The organism is Arthrobacter sp. NPDC058127, assembly GCF_042884555.1.
Classification (GTDB): Bacteria; Actinomycetota; Actinomycetes; order Actinomycetales; family Micrococcaceae; genus Arthrobacter.
Genome location: NZ_JBHVTT010000017.1, coordinates 57,952 through 81,274, shown reverse-complemented (window position 1 = coordinate 81,274; position 23,323 = coordinate 57,952). Strand labels below are relative to the sequence as shown.

At 64.7% G+C, this 23,323-nt stretch carries 21 protein-coding genes and 1 riboswitch; of the genes, 1 reads left to right on the top strand and 20 read right to left on the bottom strand.

Features of this window, described 5'->3' with window-relative positions:
• Positions 1-161 precede the first annotated feature (161 nt).
• From pyk to hisI, 11 genes are all read right to left on the bottom strand, one after another.
• Positions 162-1,664, bottom strand: coding sequence for a pyruvate kinase (gene pyk / locus ACFVTG_RS19140; protein ID WP_284752073.1), 1,503 nt, complete (start codon positions 1,662-1,664; stop codon positions 162-164).
• Positions 1,665-1,721: 57 nt separating this feature from the next.
• A complete protein-coding gene (locus tag ACFVTG_RS19135; protein ID WP_284752072.1) occupies positions 1,722-3,179 on the bottom strand; it encodes a glutamate synthase subunit beta in 1,458 nt (485 codons plus the stop codon).
• Positions 3,172-7,785 carry a glutamate synthase large subunit gene (gltB, locus tag ACFVTG_RS19130; RefSeq protein ID WP_284752071.1) on the bottom strand — a complete coding sequence of 1,538 codons (4,614 nt, stop codon included), beginning with the start codon at positions 7,783-7,785 and terminating at the stop codon, positions 3,172-3,174. The genes ACFVTG_RS19135 and gltB overlap by 8 nt, the downstream gene beginning before the upstream one ends.
• Before the next feature lie 262 nt (positions 7,786-8,047).
• On the bottom strand, positions 8,048-9,268 hold the full coding sequence (gene lgt, locus ACFVTG_RS19125; protein WP_390282444.1) for a prolipoprotein diacylglyceryl transferase: 1,221 nt from the start codon (positions 9,266-9,268) through the stop codon (positions 8,048-8,050).
• Positions 9,269-9,287: 19 nt separating this feature from the next.
• Complete coding sequence (trpA, locus tag ACFVTG_RS19120) at positions 9,288-10,118, bottom strand: tryptophan synthase subunit alpha (RefSeq protein ID WP_390282443.1); 831 nt, start codon at positions 10,116-10,118, stop codon at positions 9,288-9,290.
• Positions 10,118-11,500: a tryptophan synthase subunit beta gene (trpB, locus tag ACFVTG_RS19115; protein WP_284752068.1), complete on the bottom strand. Its 1,383-nt coding sequence runs from the start codon at positions 11,498-11,500 to the stop codon at positions 10,118-10,120. Before trpB ends, trpA begins: the two co-directional genes overlap by 1 nt.
• Before the next feature lie 111 nt (positions 11,501-11,611).
• Positions 11,612-12,430: an indole-3-glycerol phosphate synthase TrpC gene (gene trpC / locus ACFVTG_RS19110; RefSeq protein ID WP_390282442.1), complete on the bottom strand. Its 819-nt coding sequence runs from the start codon at positions 12,428-12,430 to the stop codon at positions 11,612-11,614.
• Positions 12,431-12,432: 2 nt separating this feature from the next.
• Positions 12,433-12,705, bottom strand: a complete 273-nt coding sequence (locus ACFVTG_RS19105; protein ID WP_284752067.1) for an HGxxPAAW family protein — start codon at positions 12,703-12,705, stop codon at positions 12,433-12,435.
• 89 nt (positions 12,706-12,794) lie between these two features.
• Positions 12,795-13,400, bottom strand: coding sequence for a Trp biosynthesis-associated membrane protein (locus ACFVTG_RS19100; protein ID WP_284752066.1), 606 nt, complete (start codon positions 13,398-13,400; stop codon positions 12,795-12,797).
• Positions 13,397-14,977 carry an anthranilate synthase component I gene (locus tag ACFVTG_RS19095; protein ID WP_284752065.1) on the bottom strand — a complete coding sequence of 527 codons (1,581 nt, stop codon included), beginning with the start codon at positions 14,975-14,977 and terminating at the stop codon, positions 13,397-13,399. Before ACFVTG_RS19095 ends, ACFVTG_RS19100 begins: the two co-directional genes overlap by 4 nt.
• A gap of 57 nt (positions 14,978-15,034) precedes the next feature.
• Positions 15,035-15,463 (bottom strand): phosphoribosyl-AMP cyclohydrolase, encoded by a 429-nt coding sequence (gene hisI / locus ACFVTG_RS19090; RefSeq protein WP_390282441.1) that lies wholly within the window; start codon positions 15,461-15,463, stop codon positions 15,035-15,037.
• An 89-nt stretch (positions 15,464-15,552) separates the two neighbouring features.
• On the opposite strand from hisI, the gene ACFVTG_RS19085 reads away from it, so the two are divergent.
• Positions 15,553-16,197, top strand: coding sequence for a TIGR03085 family metal-binding protein (locus tag ACFVTG_RS19085; protein ID WP_269993474.1), 645 nt, complete (start codon positions 15,553-15,555; stop codon positions 16,195-16,197).
• 234 nt (positions 16,198-16,431) lie between these two features.
• On the opposite strand, the gene hisF is transcribed toward ACFVTG_RS19085, so the two are convergent.
• The 9 genes from hisF to pnuC form a co-directional block, all read right to left on the bottom strand.
• A complete protein-coding gene (gene hisF, locus ACFVTG_RS19080; RefSeq protein ID WP_390282440.1) occupies positions 16,432-17,208 on the bottom strand; it encodes an imidazole glycerol phosphate synthase subunit HisF in 777 nt (258 codons plus the stop codon).
• A gap of 24 nt (positions 17,209-17,232) precedes the next feature.
• The gene (hisG, locus tag ACFVTG_RS19075; RefSeq protein WP_284752063.1) at positions 17,233-18,093 is read right to left on the bottom strand and encodes an ATP phosphoribosyltransferase; all 861 of its coding nucleotides are present in this window, start codon (positions 18,091-18,093) and stop codon (positions 17,233-17,235) included.
• A gap of 156 nt (positions 18,094-18,249) precedes the next feature.
• Positions 18,250-18,513: a phosphoribosyl-ATP diphosphatase gene (locus ACFVTG_RS19070; protein ID WP_078105460.1), complete on the bottom strand. Its 264-nt coding sequence runs from the start codon at positions 18,511-18,513 to the stop codon at positions 18,250-18,252.
• Between the two features lie 118 nt (positions 18,514-18,631).
• The gene (ribH, locus tag ACFVTG_RS19065) at positions 18,632-19,117 is read right to left on the bottom strand and encodes a 6,7-dimethyl-8-ribityllumazine synthase (RefSeq protein ID WP_390282439.1); all 486 of its coding nucleotides are present in this window, start codon (positions 19,115-19,117) and stop codon (positions 18,632-18,634) included.
• 90 nt (positions 19,118-19,207) lie between these two features.
• Positions 19,208-19,903, bottom strand: a complete 696-nt coding sequence (gene ribA, locus ACFVTG_RS19060) for a GTP cyclohydrolase II (protein ID WP_284752061.1) — start codon at positions 19,901-19,903, stop codon at positions 19,208-19,210.
• Entirely contained in the window at positions 19,900-20,520 is a 621-nt protein-coding gene (gene ribB / locus ACFVTG_RS19055) for a 3,4-dihydroxy-2-butanone-4-phosphate synthase (protein WP_390282478.1), read from the bottom strand. Before ribB ends, ribA begins: the two co-directional genes overlap by 4 nt.
• Before the next feature lie 71 nt (positions 20,521-20,591).
• On the bottom strand, positions 20,592-21,230 hold the full coding sequence (locus tag ACFVTG_RS19050; RefSeq protein WP_284752059.1) for a riboflavin synthase: 639 nt from the start codon (positions 21,228-21,230) through the stop codon (positions 20,592-20,594).
• On the bottom strand, positions 21,230-22,381 hold the full coding sequence (gene ribD, locus ACFVTG_RS19045) for a bifunctional diaminohydroxyphosphoribosylaminopyrimidine deaminase/5-amino-6-(5-phosphoribosylamino)uracil reductase RibD (protein WP_390282438.1): 1,152 nt from the start codon (positions 22,379-22,381) through the stop codon (positions 21,230-21,232). Before ribD ends, ACFVTG_RS19050 begins: the two co-directional genes overlap by 1 nt.
• Entirely contained in the window at positions 22,378-23,076 is a 699-nt protein-coding gene (pnuC, locus tag ACFVTG_RS19040) for a nicotinamide riboside transporter PnuC (protein WP_390282437.1), read from the bottom strand. Before pnuC ends, ribD begins: the two co-directional genes overlap by 4 nt.
• Positions 23,077-23,161: 85 nt before the next feature.
• Positions 23,162-23,316, bottom strand: a riboswitch (FMN riboswitch).
• Positions 23,317-23,323: the final 7 nt, after the last annotated feature.

Genomic DNA, 23,323 nt, shown 5'->3' with positions numbered 1-23,323 from the left:
GGCGTCCTTCGTGCCCCCAGAACCCGACGCCGCCACTCGCCCCCGGGACAGCGCCCGCGGCCCGCCGCCCGAACCAGCTCGCCCCCGCAAACCACCCAGCCGCAAAACAAGACAAAGGAGGCCCCGCCAAACGGCGGAGCCTCCTGAACAGCGCGGAAAGATCAGGCCTTGGACTTGGCCTTCTTCTTCTTTTCCGGCCACGGTCCCAGCTTTTCCTTGCGGGCTGCGGCTTCTTCCACACGGGACGTGTCCGCGAGGTCTCCTACCCTGTGCACCTTGAGCGAGTTCGTGGAACCAGCCTGTCCGGGAGGGGAACCGGCAGCGATGACCACGAGGTCGCCGTTCTCGACGATCTTCATCTCGAGGAGGCTGCGGTCCACCTGGGCCGTCATGGCATCGGTGTGGCCCACCATGGGGACCAGGACGGGCTGGATGCCCCAGGTCAGAGCCAGCTGGTTCCAGACGTGCTCCACGGGGGTGAAGGCGAATACCGGCTTGACGGGACGCAGGCGGGACAGTCGGCGGGCCGAGTCACCGGACTGGGTGAACGTACAGATGTACTTTGCGTCCAGCTGGTCGGCGATTTCGACGGCGGCACGCGTGATGGCGCCTCCGCGGGTCTTGGGCTTGGTACCCAGCGGGGGAACGCGCTCAAGTCCGTGTTCTTCGGTGGACTCGATGATCCGGGCCATGGTCTTGACCGTCTCGATCGGGTACTTGCCCACGCTGGTCTCGCCGGAGAGCATGACTGCGTCGGCGCCGTCCAGCACTGCGTTCGCGCAGTCCGAAGCCTCGGCGCGGGTCGGGCGCGGGTTGTCGATCATCGATTCGAGAACCTGGGTGGCCACGATGACCGGCTTGGCCCAGCGGCGCGCCAGTTCGATGGCGCGCTTCTGGACGATCGGCACTTCCTCGAGCGGGAGTTCCACGCCGAGGTCGCCACGGGCAACCATGATGGCGTCGAAGGCGTCGATGATTTCGTGGAGCTGGTCCACTGCCTGCGGCTTCTCGATCTTGGCGATGACCGGCACGCGACGGCCTTCTTCATCCATGATTTCGTGCACGCGCTTGATGTCGGAGGCATCGCGGACGAAGGACAGTGCGACCATGTCGACACCGCGCTTCATGGCCCAGCGGAGATCGTCCTCGTCCTTTTCGCTCAGTGCGGGGACGTTGACGGCGACGCCGGGCAGGTTGATGCCCTTGTTGTTGGAGACCCAGCCACCGACGGTCACAGTGGCGACCACCTTGACGTCGTCAACCTCGATGGCGCGCAAGGCAACCTTGCCGTCGTCGATCAGCAGTGCGTCGCCGACGTTGACGTCTTCGGTCAGGCTCTTGAGCGTGGTGGAGCAGATGTCCTTGGTACCGGGGACGTCCTCGGTGGTGATGGTGAAAGTGTCACCGACGGCGAGCTCGTGGGGGCCGTCGACAAATCGACCCAGGCGGATCTTCGGGCCCTGCAAGTCGGCCATGATGGCAACGGGCTTGTGGAGCTGGGCGGAAGCCTTGCGGACGTTCTCGTACGTGTTGTCGTGTACTGAGTAGTCGCCGTGGCTCATGTTCATGCGGGCGACGTCGACGCCGGCCTCCAGCACCGCGAGGGTGTTGTCAAAGCTGGAAATTGCCGGTCCGAACGTTGCCACGATTTTTGCGCGTCTCATATACCTACCCTAGTAGTGTGCTGCAGTTGGAGTTGGGAAAGCGTCGTGCGCCGGTCCTTAGAGGACCGATATAGCCCGGTCGGTGGGAGCCACCGGCGCGGGGAGAATGGTGCTGCCCATGAGGTACTTGTCGACGGCGGCAGCGCAGGCGCGGCCTTCGGCGATCGCCCAGACAATCAAGGACTGCCCGCGGCCTGCATCGCCTGCCACGAAAACGCCCTCGGTGTTGGTCATGTAGTACCCATCTCGGGCCACGTTGCCGCGGCCGTCGAATTCTGCGCTGACCTGTTCGGTGATACCGGCAGGTTCCGCGCCCGTGAAGCCGAGCGACAGGAAGACCAGATCGGCCGGAATCACGCGCTCTGTACCGGCCTTCGGCAGGCGCTTGCCGTCCACGAACTCGGTCTCGGCGACCTTGACGCCAGTGAGCTTGCCGTTTTCGCCGACAAATTCAACGGTCGAGGCAAGGTAGGTGCGTTCGCCGCCCTCTTCGTGTGCGCTGGCAACCTCGAAGAGCGTGGGGAACGTCGGCCACGGCTGGTGCGAGGCGCGCTCGAGCGGCGGCTGCTTGCCGATAGCGAGGGTGGTGACCGAGGCGGCGCCGTGGCGGTGTGCCGTGCCGAGGCAGTCGGCGCCGGTGTCGCCGCCGCCGAGGATGATCACGTGCTTGCCCTTGGCATCGATCTGGCCCTCCACGGTTTCACCGGCAACCACGCGGTTGGCGGGCACCAGGTAGTCCATGGCGAAGTGGATGCCTTCAAGCTCGCGGCCCGGGATGGGAAGGTCGCGCGGAACGGTAGCACCGGTGGCGATCACCACGGAGTCGTACCGGCGGCGCAACTGCTCCCAGGTCACGTCGCTTCCGACCGCGACACCCGTGCGGAAGCGGGTGCCCTCGGCCTTCATTTGCTCGACGCGGCGGTCGACCTGTTCCTTCTCCATCTTGAAGTCGGGGATGCCATAGCGCAGCAGTCCCCCGATCTTGTCGTCGCGCTCGTAGACGGCCACGGTGTGTCCGACGCGCGTCAGCTGCTGTGCGACTGCAAGCCCCGCGGGGCCGGAGCCGACGACGGCGACCGTCTTCCCGGAGAGACGCGTCGGCGGAAGGGGTTGTACCCAGCCGTTTTCGAAGGCGTCGTCGATGATCGAAACTTCAACCTGCTTGATGGTCACAGCGGGCTGGTTGATGCCCAGGACGCAGGATGCTTCACACGGCGCGGGACACAAGCGGCCCGTGAACTCCGGGAAGTTGTTGGTCGCGTGCAAGCGCTCAATCGCTTCCTCGCCCTTTCCGCGCCAGGTAAGGTCGTTCCACTCCGGGATGAGGTTCCCCAGCGGGCAGCCTTGGTGGCAGAACGGCACGCCGCAGTCCATGCAGCGGCCGGCCTGGCTCTTGAGCACGCCCTTGTCCTGGGCTTCGTAGACTTCTTTCCAGTCCATGATGCGGACGGGAACGGGACGGCGTGGCTGCGTCTCGCGCTGCCGGACTTTCAGAAATCCGCGTGGATCAGCCACCGGTTACCTCCAGGATTCGAGACCATACTTCTTCGCCATCGGGATCAAGGCCCTCTTCGATGGCGTCGAGACGGGTTTGCAGGACTGCGGCGTAGTCGCGCGGCAGAACTTTGGTGATGCGGGCGGCTGTGTCATCGAAGTTTTCGAGCAAGCGGCCTGCGAGGACGGATTCGGTTTCTTCCACATGCTTGACCAGGAGGCCGTGGACGATGGTGCGGTCCTCGTCGTCGAGCTCAAGCAGCTGCAGTTCGCCGGAATCCAAGGCCTGCTTGTTCACGCGGGCAGGCTGGAGGTCCAGCACGTACGCGGTACCACCGGACATGCCGGCACCGAAGTTGCGTCCGGTGCGGCCGATGATGAGCGTCTGGCCGCCGGTCATGTACTCGCAGCCATGGTCACCGATGCCTTCGACGACGGCGGTGGCCCCCGAGTTGCGCACCAGGAAGCGTTCGCCCACCTGGCCACGAAGGAACATTTCGCCGCTCGTAGCCCCGTAACCGATCACGTTGCCGGCGATGACGTTGCGTTCCGCCTGGAAAACGTTGGTGCGGTCCGGCCGGACGATGATCCGTCCACCGGAGAGGCCCTTGCCGACGTAGTCGTTGGAGTCACCGAACATGCGCAGGGTGATGCCCGCCGGAAGGAAGGCGCCCAGCGACTGCCCGGCGGTGCCCTTCAGCGTGATGTCGATAGTGTCGGTGGCGAGGACATCGATGCCGAACGTCTTGGTCACGACGTGCCCCAGCATGGTGCCCACGGAACGGTCCGTGTTGATGACGTCGACGGCGATCTTCACCGGCGTGCGGTCGCTCAAGGCCTCGGCGGCCATGCCGATGAGGCGCTGGTCGAAGTGCTTGTCGAGCTCGTGGTTCTGGCCGGTGAGGTTCCGCAAGGGAACGTCGTCGTCGAACTCGAGTCCGTGCAGGATCGGGTCCAGGTCCAGTCCGTCGGCCTTCCAGTGGTCGACCGCTTCGCGGGTGTCAAGGACCTCGGCGTGGCCGATGGCTTCTTCGAGGCTGCGGAAACCGAGTTCGGCAAGCAGCTCGCGGACTTCCTCGGCAAGGAATTCGAAGAAGTTGACCACGAATTCGGGCTTGCCTGTGAAGCGCGAACGAAGCTCCGGGTTCTGGGTTGCGACGCCGACCGGGCAGGTATCGAGGTGGCAGACGCGCATCATGATGCAGCCGGAAACCACGAGGGGCGCGGTCGCGAAACCGTACTCCTCGGCACCCAGCAAGGCGGCGATGACGACGTCGCGGCCAGTCTTGAGCTGGCCGTCCACCTGGACCACGACGCGGTCGCGGAGCCCGTTGAGCATGAGCGTCTGCTGGGTCTCGGCAAGGCCGAGCTCCCACGGGACACCCGCATGCTTGAGCGAGTTCAGCGGCGAGGCGCCGGTTCCGCCGTCGTGCCCTGAAACAAGCACGACGTCGGCCTTCGCCTTGGTGACGCCGGACGCCACCGTGCCGATCCCGACTTCGGACACAAGCTTCACGTGCACTCGCGCCGAGGGGTTGGCCCGCTTGGCGTCGTAGATGAGCTGCGCGAGGTCCTCGATCGAGTAGATGTCGTGGTGGGGAGGCGGGGAAATGAGCCCGACGCCGGGGGTTGAGTGGCGGGTCCGGGCTACCCAGGGGTAGACCTTCTGCGCCATCAGCTGGCCACCCTCACCGGGCTTGGCGCCCTGGGCCATCTTGATCTGGATGTCTTCGGCGTTGGTCAGGTACAGGCTGGTCACGCCGAAACGGCCGGAGGCAATCTGCTTGATCGCGGAGCGGCGCTCCGGGTCCAGCAGGCGGTCCACGTCTTCGCCGCCTTCGCCGGTGTTGGACTTGGCGCCCAGCCGGTTCATGGCGATTGCGAGCGTTTCGTGGGCTTCCTTGGAGATCGAGCCGTAGCTCATCGCTCCGGTGGAGAAGCGCTTCACGATGCTGGAAACCGGTTCGACTTCCTCAAGCGGCACTGCGGGGCGCAGGGTGTCCTTGAACTTCAAGAGCCCGCGCAGGGTCATGAGGTTCTCGGACTGGTCGTCAATTCCCTTGGTGTAGGACTTGAAGATGTCGTAGCGGCGTTCGCGCGTGGCGTGCTGCAGGCGGAAGACGGTCTCCGGGTTGAACAAGTGCGGTTCGCCGTCGCGGCGCCACTGGTATTCGCCGCCACCGAGCAACGGACGGTGCGGCAGCTCGATGCCGCCTTCCGGGTACGCCATCTGGTGGCGCGCGGAAACCTCGGCGGCGATGACGTCCAGGCCGACGCCACCCAACTGCGAGTGCGTGCCGGAGAAGAATTCGTCCACGAGGTCCTGGGACAGGCCCAAGGCTTCGAAAGTCTGGGCACCGGTGTAGGAGGCCACCGTTGAAATACCCATCTTGGACATGATCTTCAGGACACCCTTGCCGAGGCCCTTGATGAGGTTGTAGACGCCGTCTTCGGCAGTCACACCAACGACTTCGCCAGTGCTGATGAGCTGCTCCACGGATTCCATTGCCAGGTACGGGTTCACGGCGGAAGCGCCGAAGCCCACCAGCACAGCCACGTGGTGCGTTTCGCGGACGTCGCCGGCCTCGACCACCAGGGCGGTCTTGGTGCGGTTGGCGCTGCGGAGCAAGTGGTGGTGTACCGCGCTGACAAGCAGCAGGGACGGGATCGGAGCCCACTGCGCGTTGGAGTCGCGGTCGGACAGCACGATGTACTGCACACCACGGTTGATCGCGCCGGAAACCTGCTCGCAGATTTCCGTCAGGCGGCTCCGCAGGGCCGCTTCGCCGCCCTCCGGACGGTACAGTCCGCGGACCTTCATGGCGACTTTGTCGCCGTCGGCGTTCTCGATGTTGGCGATCTTAGCGAGTTGATCGTTGTTGATCACCGGGAACGGCAGGGAGATCTGCGGCTGGCGCACTTGCCCGACGTCGAGAAGGTTGCCATTGGGACCGATGGCACACTTCAGCGAGGTGACAAGCTCTTCGCGGATCGCGTCCAGGGGCGGGTTGGTGACCTGGGCGAAGGACTGCACGAAGTAGTCGAACAGCAAACGCGGACGCTTGGACAGCACGGCAACCGGAGTGTCGGAGCCCATGGCGCCGAGAGGTTCGGCCCCGGTGCGGGCCATCGGCCCAAGGAGGATCTTCAATTCCTCGGTGGTGTACCCGAAAGTCCGCTGGCGGATGTTCACGGACGCAGCCGTGTGCAGAACGTGTTCGCGCTCGGGAAGGTCGTTGAGGTCGATCAAGTTGTCCTTGACCCATTCAGCCCACGGGTTGGCCGCGGCCACCTCGGCCTTGACCTCGGCGTCGTCGATGATGCGACCGGCTTCGGTGTCCACCAGGAACATCTTGCCCGGCGAAACACGGCCCTTCTTGACCACCTTGGCGGCCTCGACATCTATCACGCCGACCTCGGAGGCGAAGACGATCAGGCCATCTTCGGTGATCCAGTAACGGCCGGGGCGCAAGCCATTGCGGTCAAGGGTCGCACCAACAAGGTTGCCGTCGGTGAAGGACACTGCTGCCGGACCGTCCCACGGTTCCATGAGCAGCGAGTGGTACTCGTAGAAAGCGCGGCGGGCCGGATCCATCGTGGCGTGGTTTTCCCACGCCTCGGGGATCATCATCATGATCGAGTGCGTGATGGGCCGCCCGGAAAGCCAGAGCAGCTCGGCAACCTCGTCGAACGACGCGGAGTCCGATGCGCCCGGGGTGCAGATGGGGTACAGCTCCTCCGGGGAATCGCCCAGCAGCGGGTTCGCGAGCTGGGACTGGCGCGCACGCATCCAGTTCCGGTTGCCCTTCACGGTGTTGATTTCACCGTTGTGGGCGATGGTGCGGAAGGGCTGGGCAAGCGGCCACGACGGGAAGGTGTTCGTCGAGAAGCGCGAGTGCACGATGGCCAGCTTGGTCTTGAAGCGCTTGTCCGAGAGATCCGGGTAGAACGGCTCCAGCTGGGCGGTTGTCAACATGCCCTTGTACACGATGGTGCGCGAGGACAGCGACGGGAAGTAGACGCCGAACTTGTTCTGCGCACGCTTGCGGACACGCCAGGCCCGGGAGTCGAGTTCATTCCTGTCGAGCACTTCGCCCGTGGCGGAAGCGAGGAAGGGCTGGGCGAAGTAGGGCATGCAGGCTCGGGCCATGGCACCGACCAGGTCCCCGACGACCGGCACTTCACGCCAGCCAAGAACCGTCAGGCCCTCATCGGCTGCAAGCGCCTCGATGCCGGCCTTGGCGGTCTCTGCTTCGCGGGTTTCAGCCGGCAGGAAGGCGGTACCAACCACGTACTGGCCGGGTGCGGGGAGCTCGAACTCAGTGATGGCCCGGAAGAACTCGTCCGGGACCTGCATGAGGAGCCCGGCACCGTCGCCCGTGCCTTCGTCGGCGCCAACGGCGCCCCGGTGCTCAAGATTGCGCAGGGCAGTCAGGGCCGCTTCCACGATGTCATAGCCGGGTTCACCACGCAGCGTGGCAATAATGGCCAGGCCACAAGCGTCCTTCTCCTGCTCAGGGTTGTAGAGTCCCTGGGCTTCCGGGAGCGCAGCGAAACGCTTGAAGGGCGAGATGGCCCCCTGCGGTTCGACTGATTCGGACCAGCTTGGGTTATGAAGACGGGTCATTGAAGACGTCCTTCCTCGAGATCGTGCGAATGGAAGGGACAACGTTGGCCCCACCTTGCCTGCCGTGTGACGGGCATAACAAAGCGCTAGTTACTTGAAATTGTAGGTCAGCGGGCAAGACGCAACGAACAGTTACGCATGTCCCTGACCCAAGCTTGACCGCGGAGCCTCTGTGTGCTGCCGGGCGACTGCCAAGGGTGCCACGACGCTGTGGCCGGGGGCCTCTGGGCGGTAGCCCGGTTCCCCTGTGCCGTAGCGCTGGCTACTTGGTGCTGCCAGCTTCCGGCCCGGATCCGGGGGCGCTGCTGGCGGTGGTTTCGGTGGACGCGGAGCCGGAATCCGACGTGACGCCGGCATGTGACTCCTCGGCCGTTTCCGTAGGCTCAGCAGTATGGCCCAGATCGCTTTGGTTATTCCGGAGATTACCATGAGCACCGGTATCTGAGACAGATCCGTCCGTATCATGGCCCTTCGCACCGGTCACAATTGTGCTGTTCGTCTCACCGGCAGCAGTCGTCTCATCGTCCCCGGCACTTGAGACATCGGTGGCGGACTCCTCCGCTTCGGCGGTCACCGCAGCGGGTTCCTTGCCGGGAAGGTACGCCGTGTCCGGCTCGGGCCTGCCGCGCAGGCTCAGTGCGATGAAAATGATGAGCGCCGCGACGAAGACGAAGATGCTGGTCCATACATTGAGACGTGTAGTGATGCCGAAGAGGTTGATCTGTTCGGCATCGTCAATACGCAACGCTTCGATCCAGACCCGACCAAGTGTGTAATAGATGGCGTATAGCCAGAAGAGTCTGCCTCGGCGGAAATGGAAGCGGCGGTCCAGGACAAGGAGGACCACGACGCCGATGATGTTCCAGAGGGATTCGTAGAGGAACGTCGGGTGGAACAGCGTGTCACTAGGCATGCCGGCCGGAAAATTGGGGCTGTTGGGGTCTATTTGGAGGCCCCATGGCAACGTGGTGGGTCCACCGAAGAGTTCCTGGTTGAACCAGTTTCCCCAACGTCCGATCGCTTGTGCCAGCAAGAGCCCGGGGGCTGCAGCGTCGAGGAAGGCTGTGAGCTTGACGCCGGAGCGGCGGCAGCCGAGCCACGCACCGATAACGCCGAGAACCACGGCACCCCAGATGCCCAGGCCACCCCGCCAGATCTGCGGGATCAGGGAGAGGTCGCCGGTGCCGTTGAAGCCCGGGCCGAAGTACGCGTCCGGTGAGGAGATCACGTGGTAAAGGCGGCCGCCCACAATGCCGAAGGGAATAGCCCAGATGGCGATGTCCCACAGGCTGCCTTCGGGTGTGCCGCGACGCTTCCAGCGCACGGCGGTGAGCCACAAGCCCACGATGATGCCCAGAAGGATGCACAGGGCGTACGCATGGATGCGGAGAGTGCCCCACGGAAGCGGAATATCAAATCCGGACCATGAGGGGCTCGGAATGCTCATGGGAGCCATTGCCGCGACGTGGAGGAGACTCTGCATTGTCTACGCGTTTCCTTTTCTAGGCCTGCGCTGTGTTGTGGGCTTGCGCTGTTGCCCGGCCGAGGCCGGCGCTGAGGTTCTTGGTGAGTTGCGCGACGGCGTCAACGCCGCCGTCGCGGATGGCCGCAACCAAGGCGGTACCGACGATCACGCCGTCGGCGTATGCCGCAATCTCGCGGACATGGTCCGCGGTGGAGACGCCGAGCCCGACGCACACCCGCTCGGCGCCAGCCGCATGGGTGTCTGCCACAACTTTTTCCGCGGCGCTGCTGACGGACTGGCGGGCTCCCGTGACGCCCATGATGGATACAGCGTAGACGAAGCCGCGGCTCGCCTCCACGGTCATGGCCAAACGTTCCGGCGTAGACGAGGGCGCCACGAGGAACACCCGGTCCAGTCCGTATTTGTCGGATGCGGCAAACCATTCGGCTGCCTCGTCCGGAATGAGGTCCGGCGTGATGAGTCCGGCTCCTCCGGCCTCGGCCAGCCTGCGTGAGAACTCGTCGACCCCCATGCGCATGACGGGGTTCCAGTAGGTCATGACCAGCACGGCGGCGTCGGTGGCTGCGGTGATGCCCGCTACCACGTCGAAGACGCTGGCGACGCGGAACCCGTTGGCGATTGCCTCTGTGGTTGCAGCCTGGATGACAGCGCCGTCCATGACGGGGTCCGAATACGGGATGCCGATTTCAATGAGGTCCGCACCGTTGCGGGCCATGGCAATGCCGGCGTCGATGCTTGACTGAACGTCCGGGTAGCCTGCTGGCAGGTATCCGATCAACGCTGCCCGGCCTTGCGCCTTCGCCCGGTCGATCGCGGCTGCGGACTTGCTGCTCATCTGTTCAGTCATCAGTTCTGGTCCTCGCTTGCTTCTTCAGTGCTGATCTCAAGGTTGCTGCGTTCGGACGGTCCCTTGGGCTTGCGCGTGGAGAGGGTGGTGCCCTTGACGTTGCCGTTTTCATCCAGCATGTCGAACCATGCCGCGGCCGTTTCCACGTCCTTGTCACCGCGCCCGGAAAGGTTCACGATGATGATCGTGTCGGCCGGGTTTTCCTTGCCTTCAGTGAGCTGCTTGCCCACCTTGATGGCACCGGCGAGGGCGTGCGAGGACTCGATGGCGGGGATGATGCCTTCGGTCCGGCAGAGCAGGCGGAACGCGTCCATGGCCTCGGTGTCCGTGATGGGCTCGTACGTGACGCGGCCGATGTCCGCGAGGTAGGAGTGCTCCGGACCGACGCTCGGGTAGTCCAGACCTGCGGAAATCGAGTGGGACTCGATGGTCTGGCCGTCTTCGTCTTGCATGAGGTATGACCGTGCACCGTGCAGCACGCCGGGACGTCCGAGGGTGATCGCGGCCGCATGGCGTCCGGTTTCGACACCGTCGCCGCCGGCTTCAAAGCCGTAGATCTTCACGGAGGGGTCATCCAGGAAGCTGTGGAAGATGCCGATGGCATTGGAACCGCCGCCGATGCAGGCACAGACGGCGTCCGGAAGTTTGCCGGTCTGTTCCAGGATCTGGGCGCGGGCTTCCTCCCCGATCACCTCGTGGAAGAAACGCACCATCGCCGGGAACGGGTGCGCCCCTGCCGCGGTGCCCAGCAGGTAGTGGGTGTTGTCCACATTGGAAACCCAGTCGCGGAGGGCGTCGTTGATGGCGTCCTTGAGCGTCTGTGATCCGTTGGTCACGGGAACCACGGTGGCGCCCAGGAGCTGCATGCGGGCCACGTTGAGTGCCTGGCGGCGGCAATCCTCTGCGCCCATGTAGACAACGCATTCAAGGCCGAGCAAGGCTGCAGCGGTGGCGCTGGCAACTCCGTGCTGGCCGGCGCCGGTCTCGGCGATGACACGGGTCTTGCCCATGCGCTTCGCGAGCAAGGCCTGGCCGAGGACGTTGTTGATCTTGTGGGATCCGGTGTGGTTCAGGTCTTCGCGCTTGAGGAAGATGCGCGCCCCGCCGGCGTGCTGGGAGAAACGCTTGGCTTCGGTGAGTAGCGACGGACGGCCCGAGTAGTTCTTGTTGAGGTCCTTCAACTGGGCAAGGAACTCAGGATCGGCTTTGGCCTTCTCGAACGTGTCCTCGACTTCGTCCAGGGCGGCGATGAGGGACTCGGGCATCCAGCGTCCGCCGTATGAGCCGAAGTACGGCCCCGGGGCGTTGCGGAGCGAAGCTCCGCCCTGTAGGAATGCGTCGGCCACATTCTCTTCCGAGTTGGCTGTTGATGCGTCCACCATCAGTCTCACCGTCCTGTTCAGTTGGTAGTTGGGTTTTCCAGGAGCCACAGGACAGCAAGCAGCCGCGTTGTCTGCTGCTGTCCCGGTCCACGCCGTGGATTCAGGCCTGTCTCAGGTCCTGACGGCGATGGCGGCAGCTCCGGCCGCCTTGAATTCACTGATCCGCTCACGCGGGGTGGAGTCGCTCACAAGGGCTTCGCCCACAAGGATTGCGTGGGCACCGTTCCCGGCATAATGCGCGACGTCGTCGGCGTTCCGCACGCCGGACTCAGCCACCACAACCGCTCCCGCCGGAATGCTTCCGGCGAGCGAGGCGAACAAGGAGCGGTCGACGTCGAGCGTCTTGAGGTTGCGGACGTTCACCCCGATGATCCGTGCCTGGGCTGCGGCCGCACGCTCGATTTCCTCGGGAGTGTGGGTTTCCACCAGGACGTTCATGCCGAGCTCGTGGCTCAACGCGCTGAATTCCCGCAGCTGTGCATCGGAAAGCGCCGCGACGATCAGCAGGATCAGGTCCGCGCCATGGGCACGGGCTTCCCAGATCTGGTACTCGTCAATTGTGAAGTCCTTGCGCAGCAACGGAATGTCGACGGCGGCACGCACCGCGTCGAGGTCCGCCAGGGACCCGTTGAAGCGCCGCTGTTCGGTGAGGACGCTGATCACGGAGGCGCCGCCGTCGGCGTACTGCACCGCAAGTGCCGCAGGGTCGACGATGCTCGCGAGATCGCCTTTGGAGGGGCTGCGGCGCTTGATTTCCGCGATGACCTTCAGTTCGTCGCGGCTGGCTGACGGACCGCCCAAGGCGGCCCACGCGTCCAGCGCTGGCGCTGTGGCCGCAGCGCGCTCTTTCAGCTCGTCAAGGCCAACAAGGCGGCGCCGAGCCTCCATGTCCTCCCTGACGCCGACGATGATGTCATCAAGAACGGTCACAGTCAGTGGCCGGCGTTCTTCAGCTTGCTGCCGTCGACGCCGTAGCCCGCCTTGCGCATGGCCCAGCCGGCAATCAGGCCGGCGAACATGACGACGATGCCGGCGATGAAAATGGGGGTGCTGGCGATAACAAAGGCGATGGAGGACACCAAGGCCCCTACCAGCATGACAATCACGCAGGTCCACGCGGCCGGGCTGTTGCCGTGGCCGATGGCGTCGCTGTGGCTCGCAGCGGTCACAGGGGCCTTGCTCGCGGACACTGTGGTTTTGCTCATGTGAAAATCTCCTCAGGATGAATACTGCTTACATTCTGCCATTTATTGACCGCACCCGGGACATCGTCCGACGTCCGGACAGTCGGGTCCTACGTGGGGTCTTCTCCGCGCGAGAGGCTGTCCCAGCTATCGATCTCATCGACGGGACCGGACCCCGCGAGGGCCGCCCGGCTGGCGACGTCGTACTTGGTGCGCGCCTTCCAGTGCCGGCCCGCGAGCGGCAGCAGGGCACCGCACAAAGCCAGCAAGCCTGCAGCCACGACGGCGAGTACCGGAAACACGGTGGACGACGCAGCTGCCTGACCACCCGAAATGCCGGTGGTCGCCGCAATGGTTCCTTGCGCCGCACCGAGGGGGTCCGCCAGGACCGTCACCGCGGCAATGATGATGCCTGCCGAGGCAAGCACGATGATCGTTGCGATGATCCAGCGCGAAACCTTGCCCGCAATGGATGATGCCAGTCCCCCGGCAAGGGCGACGAGCGCGAGTGCGGTCACCGCCGTTGCCGCCTTGCTCCCTTGAACGTGGAGATCGGCATTCGCCGCGGCAGCGGGATCGAGCCGGACGTTGATCCAGGTCTGTGTCGTGGTCCCGAAAACGGCGAGGGCAAAAATTGCCATGGCTAGCACAACGTTGCCCTTCCGTGCCCACACGGGAGGCTTTCTGGTGGCCGTCTGGGGGTGGGCAGCGCTCACGGGGTGGGGGTCCCGTCGTCGACCGTCTCCGCGGAAACCGCGTCCGGGGAAATGTTGTGAAGCGATCCTGCGGTGTGCACGGCACGCAAGGGGGCGGCCGCCTTGTTGACAGTCTCGAGCGCTTCGGAAGGTTTATGGGAATCGGCCACGATGCCGCCGCCGGCCTGGACGTAGGCCCGGCCCTCACGCAACAGTGCCGAACGGATGGCGATCGCCATGTCCATATCTCCTGCGAAGTCCAGGTAACCCACCACACCGCCGTAGATGCCACGCCGGTGCGGCTCGAGTTCGTCCAGGAGGCGCAGCGCGCGCGGCTTGGGGGCACCGGACAGCGTGCCTGCAGGGAAGGTCGCCTTGAGCACGTCGTATGCCTTCGCCCCGGGCGCCAACTCTCCAACCACTGTGGACACGAGGTGCATGATGTGGCTGAAGCGTTCCACCTCCATGAACTGCGTGACGTCCACGGTTCCTGCCACGCAGACCTTGGAGAGGTCGTTGCGGGACAAATCCACGAGCATGAGGTGCTCGGCGCGTTCCTTCTGGTCCGCGAGCAACTCGGTGGCCAGCGCCTTGTCGGCTTCAACGGTCTTGCCGCGCGGCCGCGATCCGGCAATCGGGTGGGTGATGACCTCATTGCCCGTGACCGTCACGAGGGCCTCGGGAGAGGAACCGACAATCGTGTATTCGCGGCCGTCGGGGTCTTCGAGGCTGAAGAGGTACATGTACGGGCTCGGGTTCGTGTTGCGCAGCACGCGGTAGACATCCAGCGGGTCCGCCGCACACTCCATTTCGAAGCGCCGCGAAATGACCACCTGGAAGACCTCGCCGTCGACGATCGCTTCCTTGCCGCGATCGATCGCGTCTAGGTACTCCTGCTCGTTCCAGCGCTCCTGGACACTGGACGCGAAGTCGAGTGCTTCAGACTGCAACACCGATACGGGCTGCTTCACGGGCGTGCTGATCTGATCCAGCAGTCGCTTCACCCGGGCGACGGCGTCGTGCCAGGCTTCGTCGACGCGTTCGGAACTGTTGTCGAAATTGATGGCGTTGGCAATCAATAGGACGGTGCCGTCCATGTTGTCGTGGACAGCCATGTCCGTCACGAGGTTCAGGGCGAGTTCCGGCAGGTGGAGATCATCCTCCGGGGGGCTGGTCAGCTTCTCCCAGTGCCGGACGGTTTCCCATCCGAGGAAGCCTACAAGGCCGGAGGTGAAGGGAGGAAGGTCCGGGAAGCGGTCGGTTTGCAGGGCCGCAATGGTGTCGCGGACGGCGTCGACGGGGCTGCCGTCTACCGGCACGCCAACGGGAGGCTCGCCGATCCAATGGGCCTGGCCGTCCTTGCTGGTCAGGGTGGCACGCGAACGGGAGCCAATGAAGGAATAGCGTGACCATGCTCCGCCGACGGCTGCCGATTCCAGGAGGAAGGTGCCGGGCTGGCCTTGGGCCAGCTTGCGGTAGAGCCCGATGGGAGTTTCGGCGTCGGCCAGTACCCTGAGCCGGACCGGGATGACCCGGCTGTGTGCGGCGAGTTCGCGGAACTCCTCCAGGCCCGGGCTGATGATTCCAAGGTCCTGCATGGTTTGTGTTCTCCGCCTCTTCTTGTGTGCTTGCCTCAGTGGATGGGGTGGGGTGGGCTAGTCCCGCGCGCCTGTCACGGCGGCGAGGCTCCGGTCATCGAAGCATGTGCGTGTACCGGTGTGGCAGGCGGCGCCTACTTGGTCGACGCGGACCAGGAGGGTATCGCCGTCGCAGTCCAGGGCGACCGATTTCACGAATTGGACGTGCCCGGAAGTGTCTCCCTTGCGCCAGTATTCCTGGCGGGAGCGGGAGAAGAACGTCACGCGTCCGGTGGTCAGGGTGCGGTGCAACGCCTCGTCGTCCATCCAGCCGAGCATCAGTACTTCGTCGGTGTCGAATTGCTGGATGATCGCTGCCACCAGGCCGGCGGAATCGCGCTTCAGCGCGGCGGCCAACTCGTGCGGGAGCGGACTTGCGGGCACGACGGCGGCTTCCGCGGCGAAAGCGGCAGCGGGCGTGGCTGGGGGTGTTGACTGCTCAGACATCAGATCAAGTCTAGTGCCTCGCGTGGAGCCGAAATTCAGCGGCGGTTCCACTGCGCAACAGAGCGCGTCTCGTGCTAGTTTCACAAGTGATGCATTTCGTCGATCCCTCCCGCGAAGTACTGGCCGAAACACTCCTGGCGGCCGGACCTGACTCCCCCACGCTCTGCGAAGGGTGGCTGACTAGGGACCTCGCGGCGCACTTGTACTTGCGGGAGCGCAAAGCGGCTGTTGGTATCGGCTTGCTCGTCAAGAGCCTCGCCCGGGCCTCGGACAAAGCCACGGCCAAACTGGCCTCCAAGCTCAAGACCACGGAAGATTACGCCGAGCTGGTGAATACCTTCCGTTCAGGGCCGCCCGCCTTGTCTCCCCTGAAGATCAAGGCCCTCGACGAGTCCTCCAACCTCATTGAATATTTCGTGCACACGGAAGACATCCGCCGGGCGGGAGACCGCTGGGCTCCACGAGCCCTGGACGAGGAATACTCGGACGCCTTGTGGGATGAATTGATCAAGCGCGCTGCCATTCTCTACCGCGGCGTGGATCTCGGGATCGTGTTGGTGCGCCCCACCGGACCCCGCCATGTTGCCAAGCGCGCTCCCGTATCCGTCGCCATTGTGGGTGAGCCCGGTGAACTCCTGATGCACGCCCACGGCCGCACGCATCACGCGCTGGTCACCTTCGAAGGCCAGCCGGACGCCGTCGCGCTTCTCCAGTCAGCCGAAGTCGGCCTCTAAGCTTCCCCCGCGTCAACCCCAACGCCTCCCGTTAACCCAACTAGTCCCCACCGCCGCCCTCGCCTCGCAAGTCCCCACCGGCTCCCAGCCTTCGCAAGCTCAGGCCGGGGCCCTCGCCGGTGTGGCCCCTCGGCCAGGGAACCCTGGCGGTGTGGGCCCACGCAGTTGTTGTCGTTATGAAGGCTCAAAACGACAACAACTGCAAGTTAGTTGGGTCGGACGGGGTTGGGCCCGTTAGCGGACCAGGAAGCCTGCTTCACGGATCGCTGTTTTGACCCGGGCGATCATGTCGTCCGGGCCGAAGTGGAACACCGAAGCTGCCAACACTGCGTCGGCACCTGCCTCCACTGCTGGCGGGAAATGCGCCGGTTTTCCAGCGCCGCCGGAAGCGATGATCGGGATGTGGACGGCCGCGCGGACCAGGCGGATGAGTTCGAGGTCGAAGCCGTCCTTGGTGCCGTCGGCGTCAATGGAGTTCAGGAGGATCTCCCCCACACCGCGGTCCGCGGCTTCCTTGGCCCAGGCAATGGCGTCGATGCCGGTGCCCTGGCGTCCACCGTGGGTGGTCACCTCGAAGCCGGAAGCCGTGGGCTCCGAGCCGGGCCTGGTCCGCCGCGCGTCGACCGACAGGACCAGCACCTGAGATCCGAAGTGCCGGGTGATCTCGTCGATGACGTCCGGGCGCGCGACGGCGGCCGTGTTGATGGAGGCCTTGTCCGCGCCGAAACGCAGGAGCTTGTCCACTTCGGCCACGCCGCGGACGCCACCGCCGACGGTCAACGGGATGAAGACTTCCTCGGCGGTGCGGCGAACGACGTCGAACGTGGTTTCCCGGTTGCCGGAGGACGCCGTGACGTCGAGGAACGTGAGTTCGTCCGCCCCGGCGTTGTCGTAGCGATGAGCCAGCTCGACGGGGTCTCCGGCGTCGCGAAGACCCTCGAAGTTGATGCCCTTCACCACACGGCCGGCGTCGACATCTAGGCAAGGGATGACCCGTACTGCTACAGCCATAGCTACTCCTGGAATTGTCTCGTGTCAGATGCGGCAGGCGTGGATGCTGCTGACCAGGATGGCGCGGGCGCCGAGGTCGTACAGCTCGTCCATGATCCGGTTGGTTTCCTTTTTCGGAACCATGGAGCGGACGGCAACCCAGTCCGAGTCTCGCAGCGGCGACACTGTGGGCGATTCGAGGCCTGGGGTGAGGGTGGCGGCTTCTTCCACGAGGTCCTTGCGGATGTCGTAGTCCATGAGGACGTACTGACGGGCCACGAGCACGCCCTGCAGGCGGCGGATGAGGACCTCGATCTCCTTCGCGGTGCCGTTTGCGGCACCACCCTCGCCGGTGCGGCGGATCAGGACGGCTTCGGACTTGAGGATGGGCTCGCCGAAGATCTCCATTCCGGCAGCTTTGAGCGTGTTGCCGGTCTCGACGACGTCGGCGATCGCGTCGGCGACGCCGAGACGCACGGAAGACTCAACGGCGCCGTCGAGACGGACCACCTTGGCTTTGACGCCGCGCTCGGCGAGGTAATCGCGCAGGAGGCCGTCGTAGCTCGTGGCGAGGCGCTTGCCTTCAAGCTGCTCGACGCCGGAGAAGTCGCCGACGGGGCCGGCGAAACGGAAGGTGGACGCGGCGAAGCCGAGGGGAAGCAGCTCTTCCGCTTCGACCTGCGCATCCAGCAGGAGGTCGCGGCCGGTGATGCCGACGTCGAGCGTTCCCTGACCGACATACACGGCGATGTCGCGGGGGCGGAGGAAGAAGAACTCAATGTCGTTGTCGGGATCGACCATGACCAGTTCGCGGGTATCGCGGCGCTGGCGGTATCCCGCCTCGGACAACATCGCGGAGGCGGCTTCGGACAAAGATCCCTTGTTGGGGACGGCTACTCGCAGCATTTGGGACTTTCTTGGGGTGGAAGGTAATTGTTTCAGGCATTGTGCTCACGGCGCTGTTCCCAGAGGCGACTTTTCTCGGAGGGAACGTGCAGTGAGCGCGGGGGCCACGCTGGGGCAGCGCCAAGACCTCTTCAGGTCCGGGCGCAGCGGACGTGGCTAGAGATGCTTGTAAACGTCTTCCAGGCCCAGACCCTTGGCGAGCATCAGGACCTGCAGGTGGTAGAGCAACTGGGAGATTTCCTCTGCCGCGGCTTCATCGGATTCATACTCTGCAGCCATCCAGACTTCGGCGGCTTCCTCCACGACTTTCTTGCCGATGCCGTGGATTCCGGAGTCCAATTCGGCGACGGTGCGGGAGCCTGCCGGACGGGTCGCTGCCTTTTCGCTCAGTTCTGCGAACAGCGTCTCGAAATTCTTCACGCCCTACAGCCTACTTGCTCGGGGCCGGTGACCGCCTGTCGGGTCATTGCATGACGGAAGGGATGTGAGCGAACGCACAAGGTGCGCGTGCCCGCCCACATCCCATTTCGTCTATTTGCTAGGTGTACTGCTTGAGAGTCAGTGCCGTGGCGAGCGCGGCGGTCACGGCTTCGTGGCCTTTGTCCTCGGAAGAGCCTTCCAGTCCGGCGCGGTCCAGGCCCTGCTGCTCGGTGTCGCACGTGAGCACGCCGAAGCCCACCGGCACGCCTGTGCGGACGCTGACTTCAGTGAGTCCCGACGTCGCCGCCTGGCACACGTACTCAAAGTGCGGCGTGCCTCCGCGGATGACGACGCCGAGGGCGACGACGGCGTCGAAATGGGGCGCGAGCCTGGCCGCCGCGACGGGAAGCTCAAAGGATCCCGGGACGCGCAGCACGGTGGGCTCGGCGATTCCGGCTTCCTTTGCGGCACGGAGCGCTCCGTCGAGGAGCCCATCCATGATCTGGGTGTGCCAGCTGGCAGCCACGATGGCGAGTTTCAGCTGGTGGGTTTCCTCCGTGTTGAGGGTGGTGAGGTCGATGGTGGGGGCGCCGTGTCCGCTCATGGGTGTGTGGTAATCCGTTCTTGTTGGTGCAGTTCAGTCGACATAGTGCAGTTCAGTCGACATGGTGCAGTTCAGTCGACATGGTGCAGTTCAGTCTTGTTCGAGGTCGAAAGTGCCGGCATGGGTACCGGCAGGTTCGGTGTCACCGAGGGTCAGCCGGTGGTCCATGCGGTCCTTCTTGGTCTGAAGGTACCGAAGGTTTTCTTCACGGGACGGAACCTCGGTGGGCACCATCTCGACAACCTTCACGCCAGCCGCGGCGAGCCGGTTCTGCTTGTCCGGGTTGTTGCTCAGGAGGCGGATTTCGTGAAGGCCCATTTCGGCAAGGATCTGGGCAGCCGCCTTGTAGCAGCGGGCATCCACCGGCAGCCCGAGTTGCTCGTTGGCCTCGACCGTGTCGAATCCGGCCTCTTGCAGTGCGTAGGCCTTGATCTTGTTTGCCAGGCCGATGCCGCGGCCTTCCTGTCCGCGCAGGTAGAGCAGGGTACCGCCCTCTTCACGGATCAGCTCAAGGGCGTAGGCCAGCTGTTCGCCGCAATCGCAGCGGTACGAACCGAAAACGTCCCCCGTGAGGCACTCCGAGTGCAGGCGCACCAGCGGGGCCTTGCCTGCGAGCGGCGCCTTGGGCGAACTCACCGCCAGGTGCTCCGCGCCGGTCGCAAGGTCGGTCCACGCCTGTGCCACGAACTCACCGAAGGCGGTGGGTAGCTGGACAATCGGGCCGCCGCTCACGGGATGCACTGCGCGCGCGGCCGTGCCGCCGTCGTGCGTTGTCGCTGTGGTCATCGCTGCTCCTCGTTTCCTGCCGGAATTGCAACCTGGTGCCCAGCCTCCGACGCTGCAACATAAGCCACGAGATCCTCGATCGAAATCAGAGGACATCCATGCTCGGCAGCGAACTCCCGGAGGCTGTCCAGGCGCATCATTTCACCATCGTCATGTACCAACTCGGCGATCACGCCCACCGGGGCGAGCCCCGCAAGCCGGCAGAGATCAACTGCCGCTTCCGTGTGTCCCGGACGTTCACGCACTCCCCCCTTAACGGCCCGGAGCGGAAAAATATGCCCGGGCCGGGTGATCGAGGACGGCGTGCTGCTCGAATCAGCCAGAATCCGGGCCGTCAGGGCCCTGTCCGTGGCGGAAATACCGGTGCTTACGCCCAACGCGGCATCACAGGACACCGTGTAGGCAGTGCCTTTGGCATCTTCATTGACCAGGACCATGGGCGGGAGCGCCAGGGCATCGGCCCGCGACCCTTCGAGGGGAACGCAAATGACGCCCGAGCTGTAGCGGATGGTCCAGCCCATGAGGGCAGGCGTCGCGTGTTCGGCGGCGAAGATGATGTCGCCTTCGTTTTCGCGGTCTTCATTGTCTACAACAATCACGGGACGGCCGGCTGCCATGGCCTGCACAGCGTTCTCAACGGGGTCCAGCCCCTGGCGTACCACCGTGGTACTGCCGTTATGTGCGGCGCTCACTGGGCAGCCCCGCCGGAAGTCGCTGGAGCGCGGAAGGACAACAGTCGCTCGGTATATTTCGCGAGAACATCCACCTCAAGGTTGACACGCCCGCCCGTGGCCTTGGCGCCGAGCCCGGTTTCGTCCAGCGTGGTGGGAATGAGCCCCACTTCAAACCAGGGGTTCTCTTCTTCGGCCGGGCTGACGGCGGTGACGGTGAGTGAAACGCCGTCGACGGCGATCGAGCCCTTTTCGGCGATGTACCGTGCCAGCGGGGCCGGCACGCCGAAGCGGAGGCGGTCCCAGTTGCCCAGCGACTCGCGCTCCAGAAGCTGCCCGACGCCGTCGACGTGGCCCTGCACGACGTGGCCGTCCAAGCGGCCGCCCGCCTGGACGCAACGCTCGAGGTTCACGGTGTCACCCGCGCTCAGTTCGCCGATGGTGGTCCGGACGAGGGTTTCGCCCATGACGTCAACGCTGAATTCCCGGCCGTCGATGTCCGTTGCGGTGAGGCACACGCCGTTGACGGCGATGGAGCCCCCCAAGCCAAGCCCCTCAGTGGTGCTGGGGGCCATGAGGCGCAGCGTGGCGCTGGCCTCGCCGTCGTGCTCGACGGACAGGACCGTGCCTTGTTCGGCAACGATTCCGGTAAACATCAGTGTCCTCCTGTGGTGGTATCCGAGGCGTCCTTGCCCGGAAATGGTTCATGGTGTTCGGTGTGTGACTTTGTCCAAGCCGGTTTGTTTCCGTCCGATGGTCCGGACCTCAAATGCAGGCGGAGGTCGCGGCCCAGTGCATGGACTGCACCGCCGCCGGCGTCGTCCCAGTTCCAGTGCTGGGCCTCGGCGAGCGTGGAGATGCCAAGATCCGTCAGGGCAGGTGTACCGGCACCCAACAGGGTGGGCGCAAGATAGACGATCAATTCATCCACAAGACCCGCAGCAAGGAAGGCGCTCAGGATGCGGGAGCCGCCTTCCACCATGACGTGCCGGACGCCTTCGGCGAACAACAATTCCAAAGCCTCGGAAGGCTCGCGGGTTGGCAGGTGGATGAACTTGCCGTCAGTCCCCCGCACCGCCGCATCCGCTGGGACCTCCCGCAGCCCCATGACGGCCCGGAGTGGCTGGCTTTGCGATTCATCGCCGTTCTCTTCCCGCGCCGTCAGCCGCGGGTTGTCCACCAGGACGGTTTCGGTACCCACCAGAATGGCGTCTATCAAGCGGCGCAGTCCGTGGTTGTCGGCCAGCGATTCCGGACTGGAGATCCATTGGCTGGTCCCGTCGGTCGCCGCGATCCTGCTGTCCAGGGTCTGGGCAATATGAAGCGTGACGAACGGGCGCCTCGCCTCCACGGCATTGAACCACTCGCGGTTCAGCTTCAAGGCCTCGGCGGCGGCCAGCCCGGACCGCACGTCCACACCGGCAGCACGGAGTGTGCCGGCACCTCCCGCGGCCGGATCGTGGGGATCATCGACGGCATAAACCACGCGGGATATGCCAGCGTCGATGATCGCCTTGGTGCACGGTCCCGTGCGCCCTATGTGGTTGCAAGGCTCCAGGGTCACCACCATGGTTGTCCCTGCGAGGTCCAAGCCCTTTGCCTTCGCCTTCGCGATCGCATCCGCCTCTGCGTGTGGCGTGCCGGCGCCGCGGTGGTAGCCGGTGATGAGCTGCTCTCCGTTGGGCCCGAGCACAACCGCTCCCACCAAGGGATTGGCGCCACGGTGTCCCCGGAGGGCCACGTGCAGGGCAGTCTCCATGGCCGCCGACTCAGCGTCCGAGAAATCCGGGTTAATGGCGTCGCTCATGGGAGGGCTCCTGCAGGTTCCGGCTCGGCAGTTGGCCTGAGCGGCCGGCTTTCACGTCGGTCTGCGCGCCACCAGACGAAGAATCCGGCGAGCGTGAAGAATCCGTAAAAGAGGTACATGAAGGCGCTGGCAAAGTAGCCTGCGCTGAAAAGCAGCGGGACTCCCACGATGTCGACGGCAACCCAGATCAACCAGAATTCTGTCCAGCCGCGTGCCATCCCATACGTCGCCAGGAGTGAGCCCATGAAGGTCCAGGCGTCTGCCCACACGGGCGGGTAGGAACCCATGGAATCGAAGACGGGAGTCAGGGCGGCGGTTCCCGCAATCATGGCGGCCACCATTCCGATCCGTACTCTGGGGCTTGCCCAGCCGGGCACAATGGCGCGGCCGTGGGTCCCTGCTTGGAGGCCCTGGCGCCAGCGGTACCAGCCGTAGACGGCGACGCTGATGAACATGATCTGGCGTCCGGCCTGGCCCCAAAGGGTTGCAGGCGAGGCGGCACCGAAGACGTTGCCAAGGAAGACCGTCAACAGGAGCAGGTTGCCTGCGATCCCGACGGGCCATGCCCAGACTTTGCGGCGCATGCCGCCCAGGGCGCTGGCGAGCCCGAAAATATTGCCTAGCACTTCGCGAAGAACAAGCACAGATCCGCCTACGGGAATCTGTGCTTCGAAGAGCCATCGCAGAAAGTCCATGTCGTTCCTTCCCTCGAATGCCGCGATGGCTCCGGGGGGTGTACGACAGCGCGATGCCGGGCGCACGGAGCGCCCAAGCATGACTGTACGTGCTTCTCCCATCCAGACTTTAACTGTCGGTACTGGAATTCCACCAGTTCAACCGTCCGCCGTCGTGATTCCGGTGAAGGAAACGCGATGGCTCGCGGGTCGCGGACTATAACCGCCGGTTCGGAATTACACCGACCCCGGAGCACGTATGTGTGTT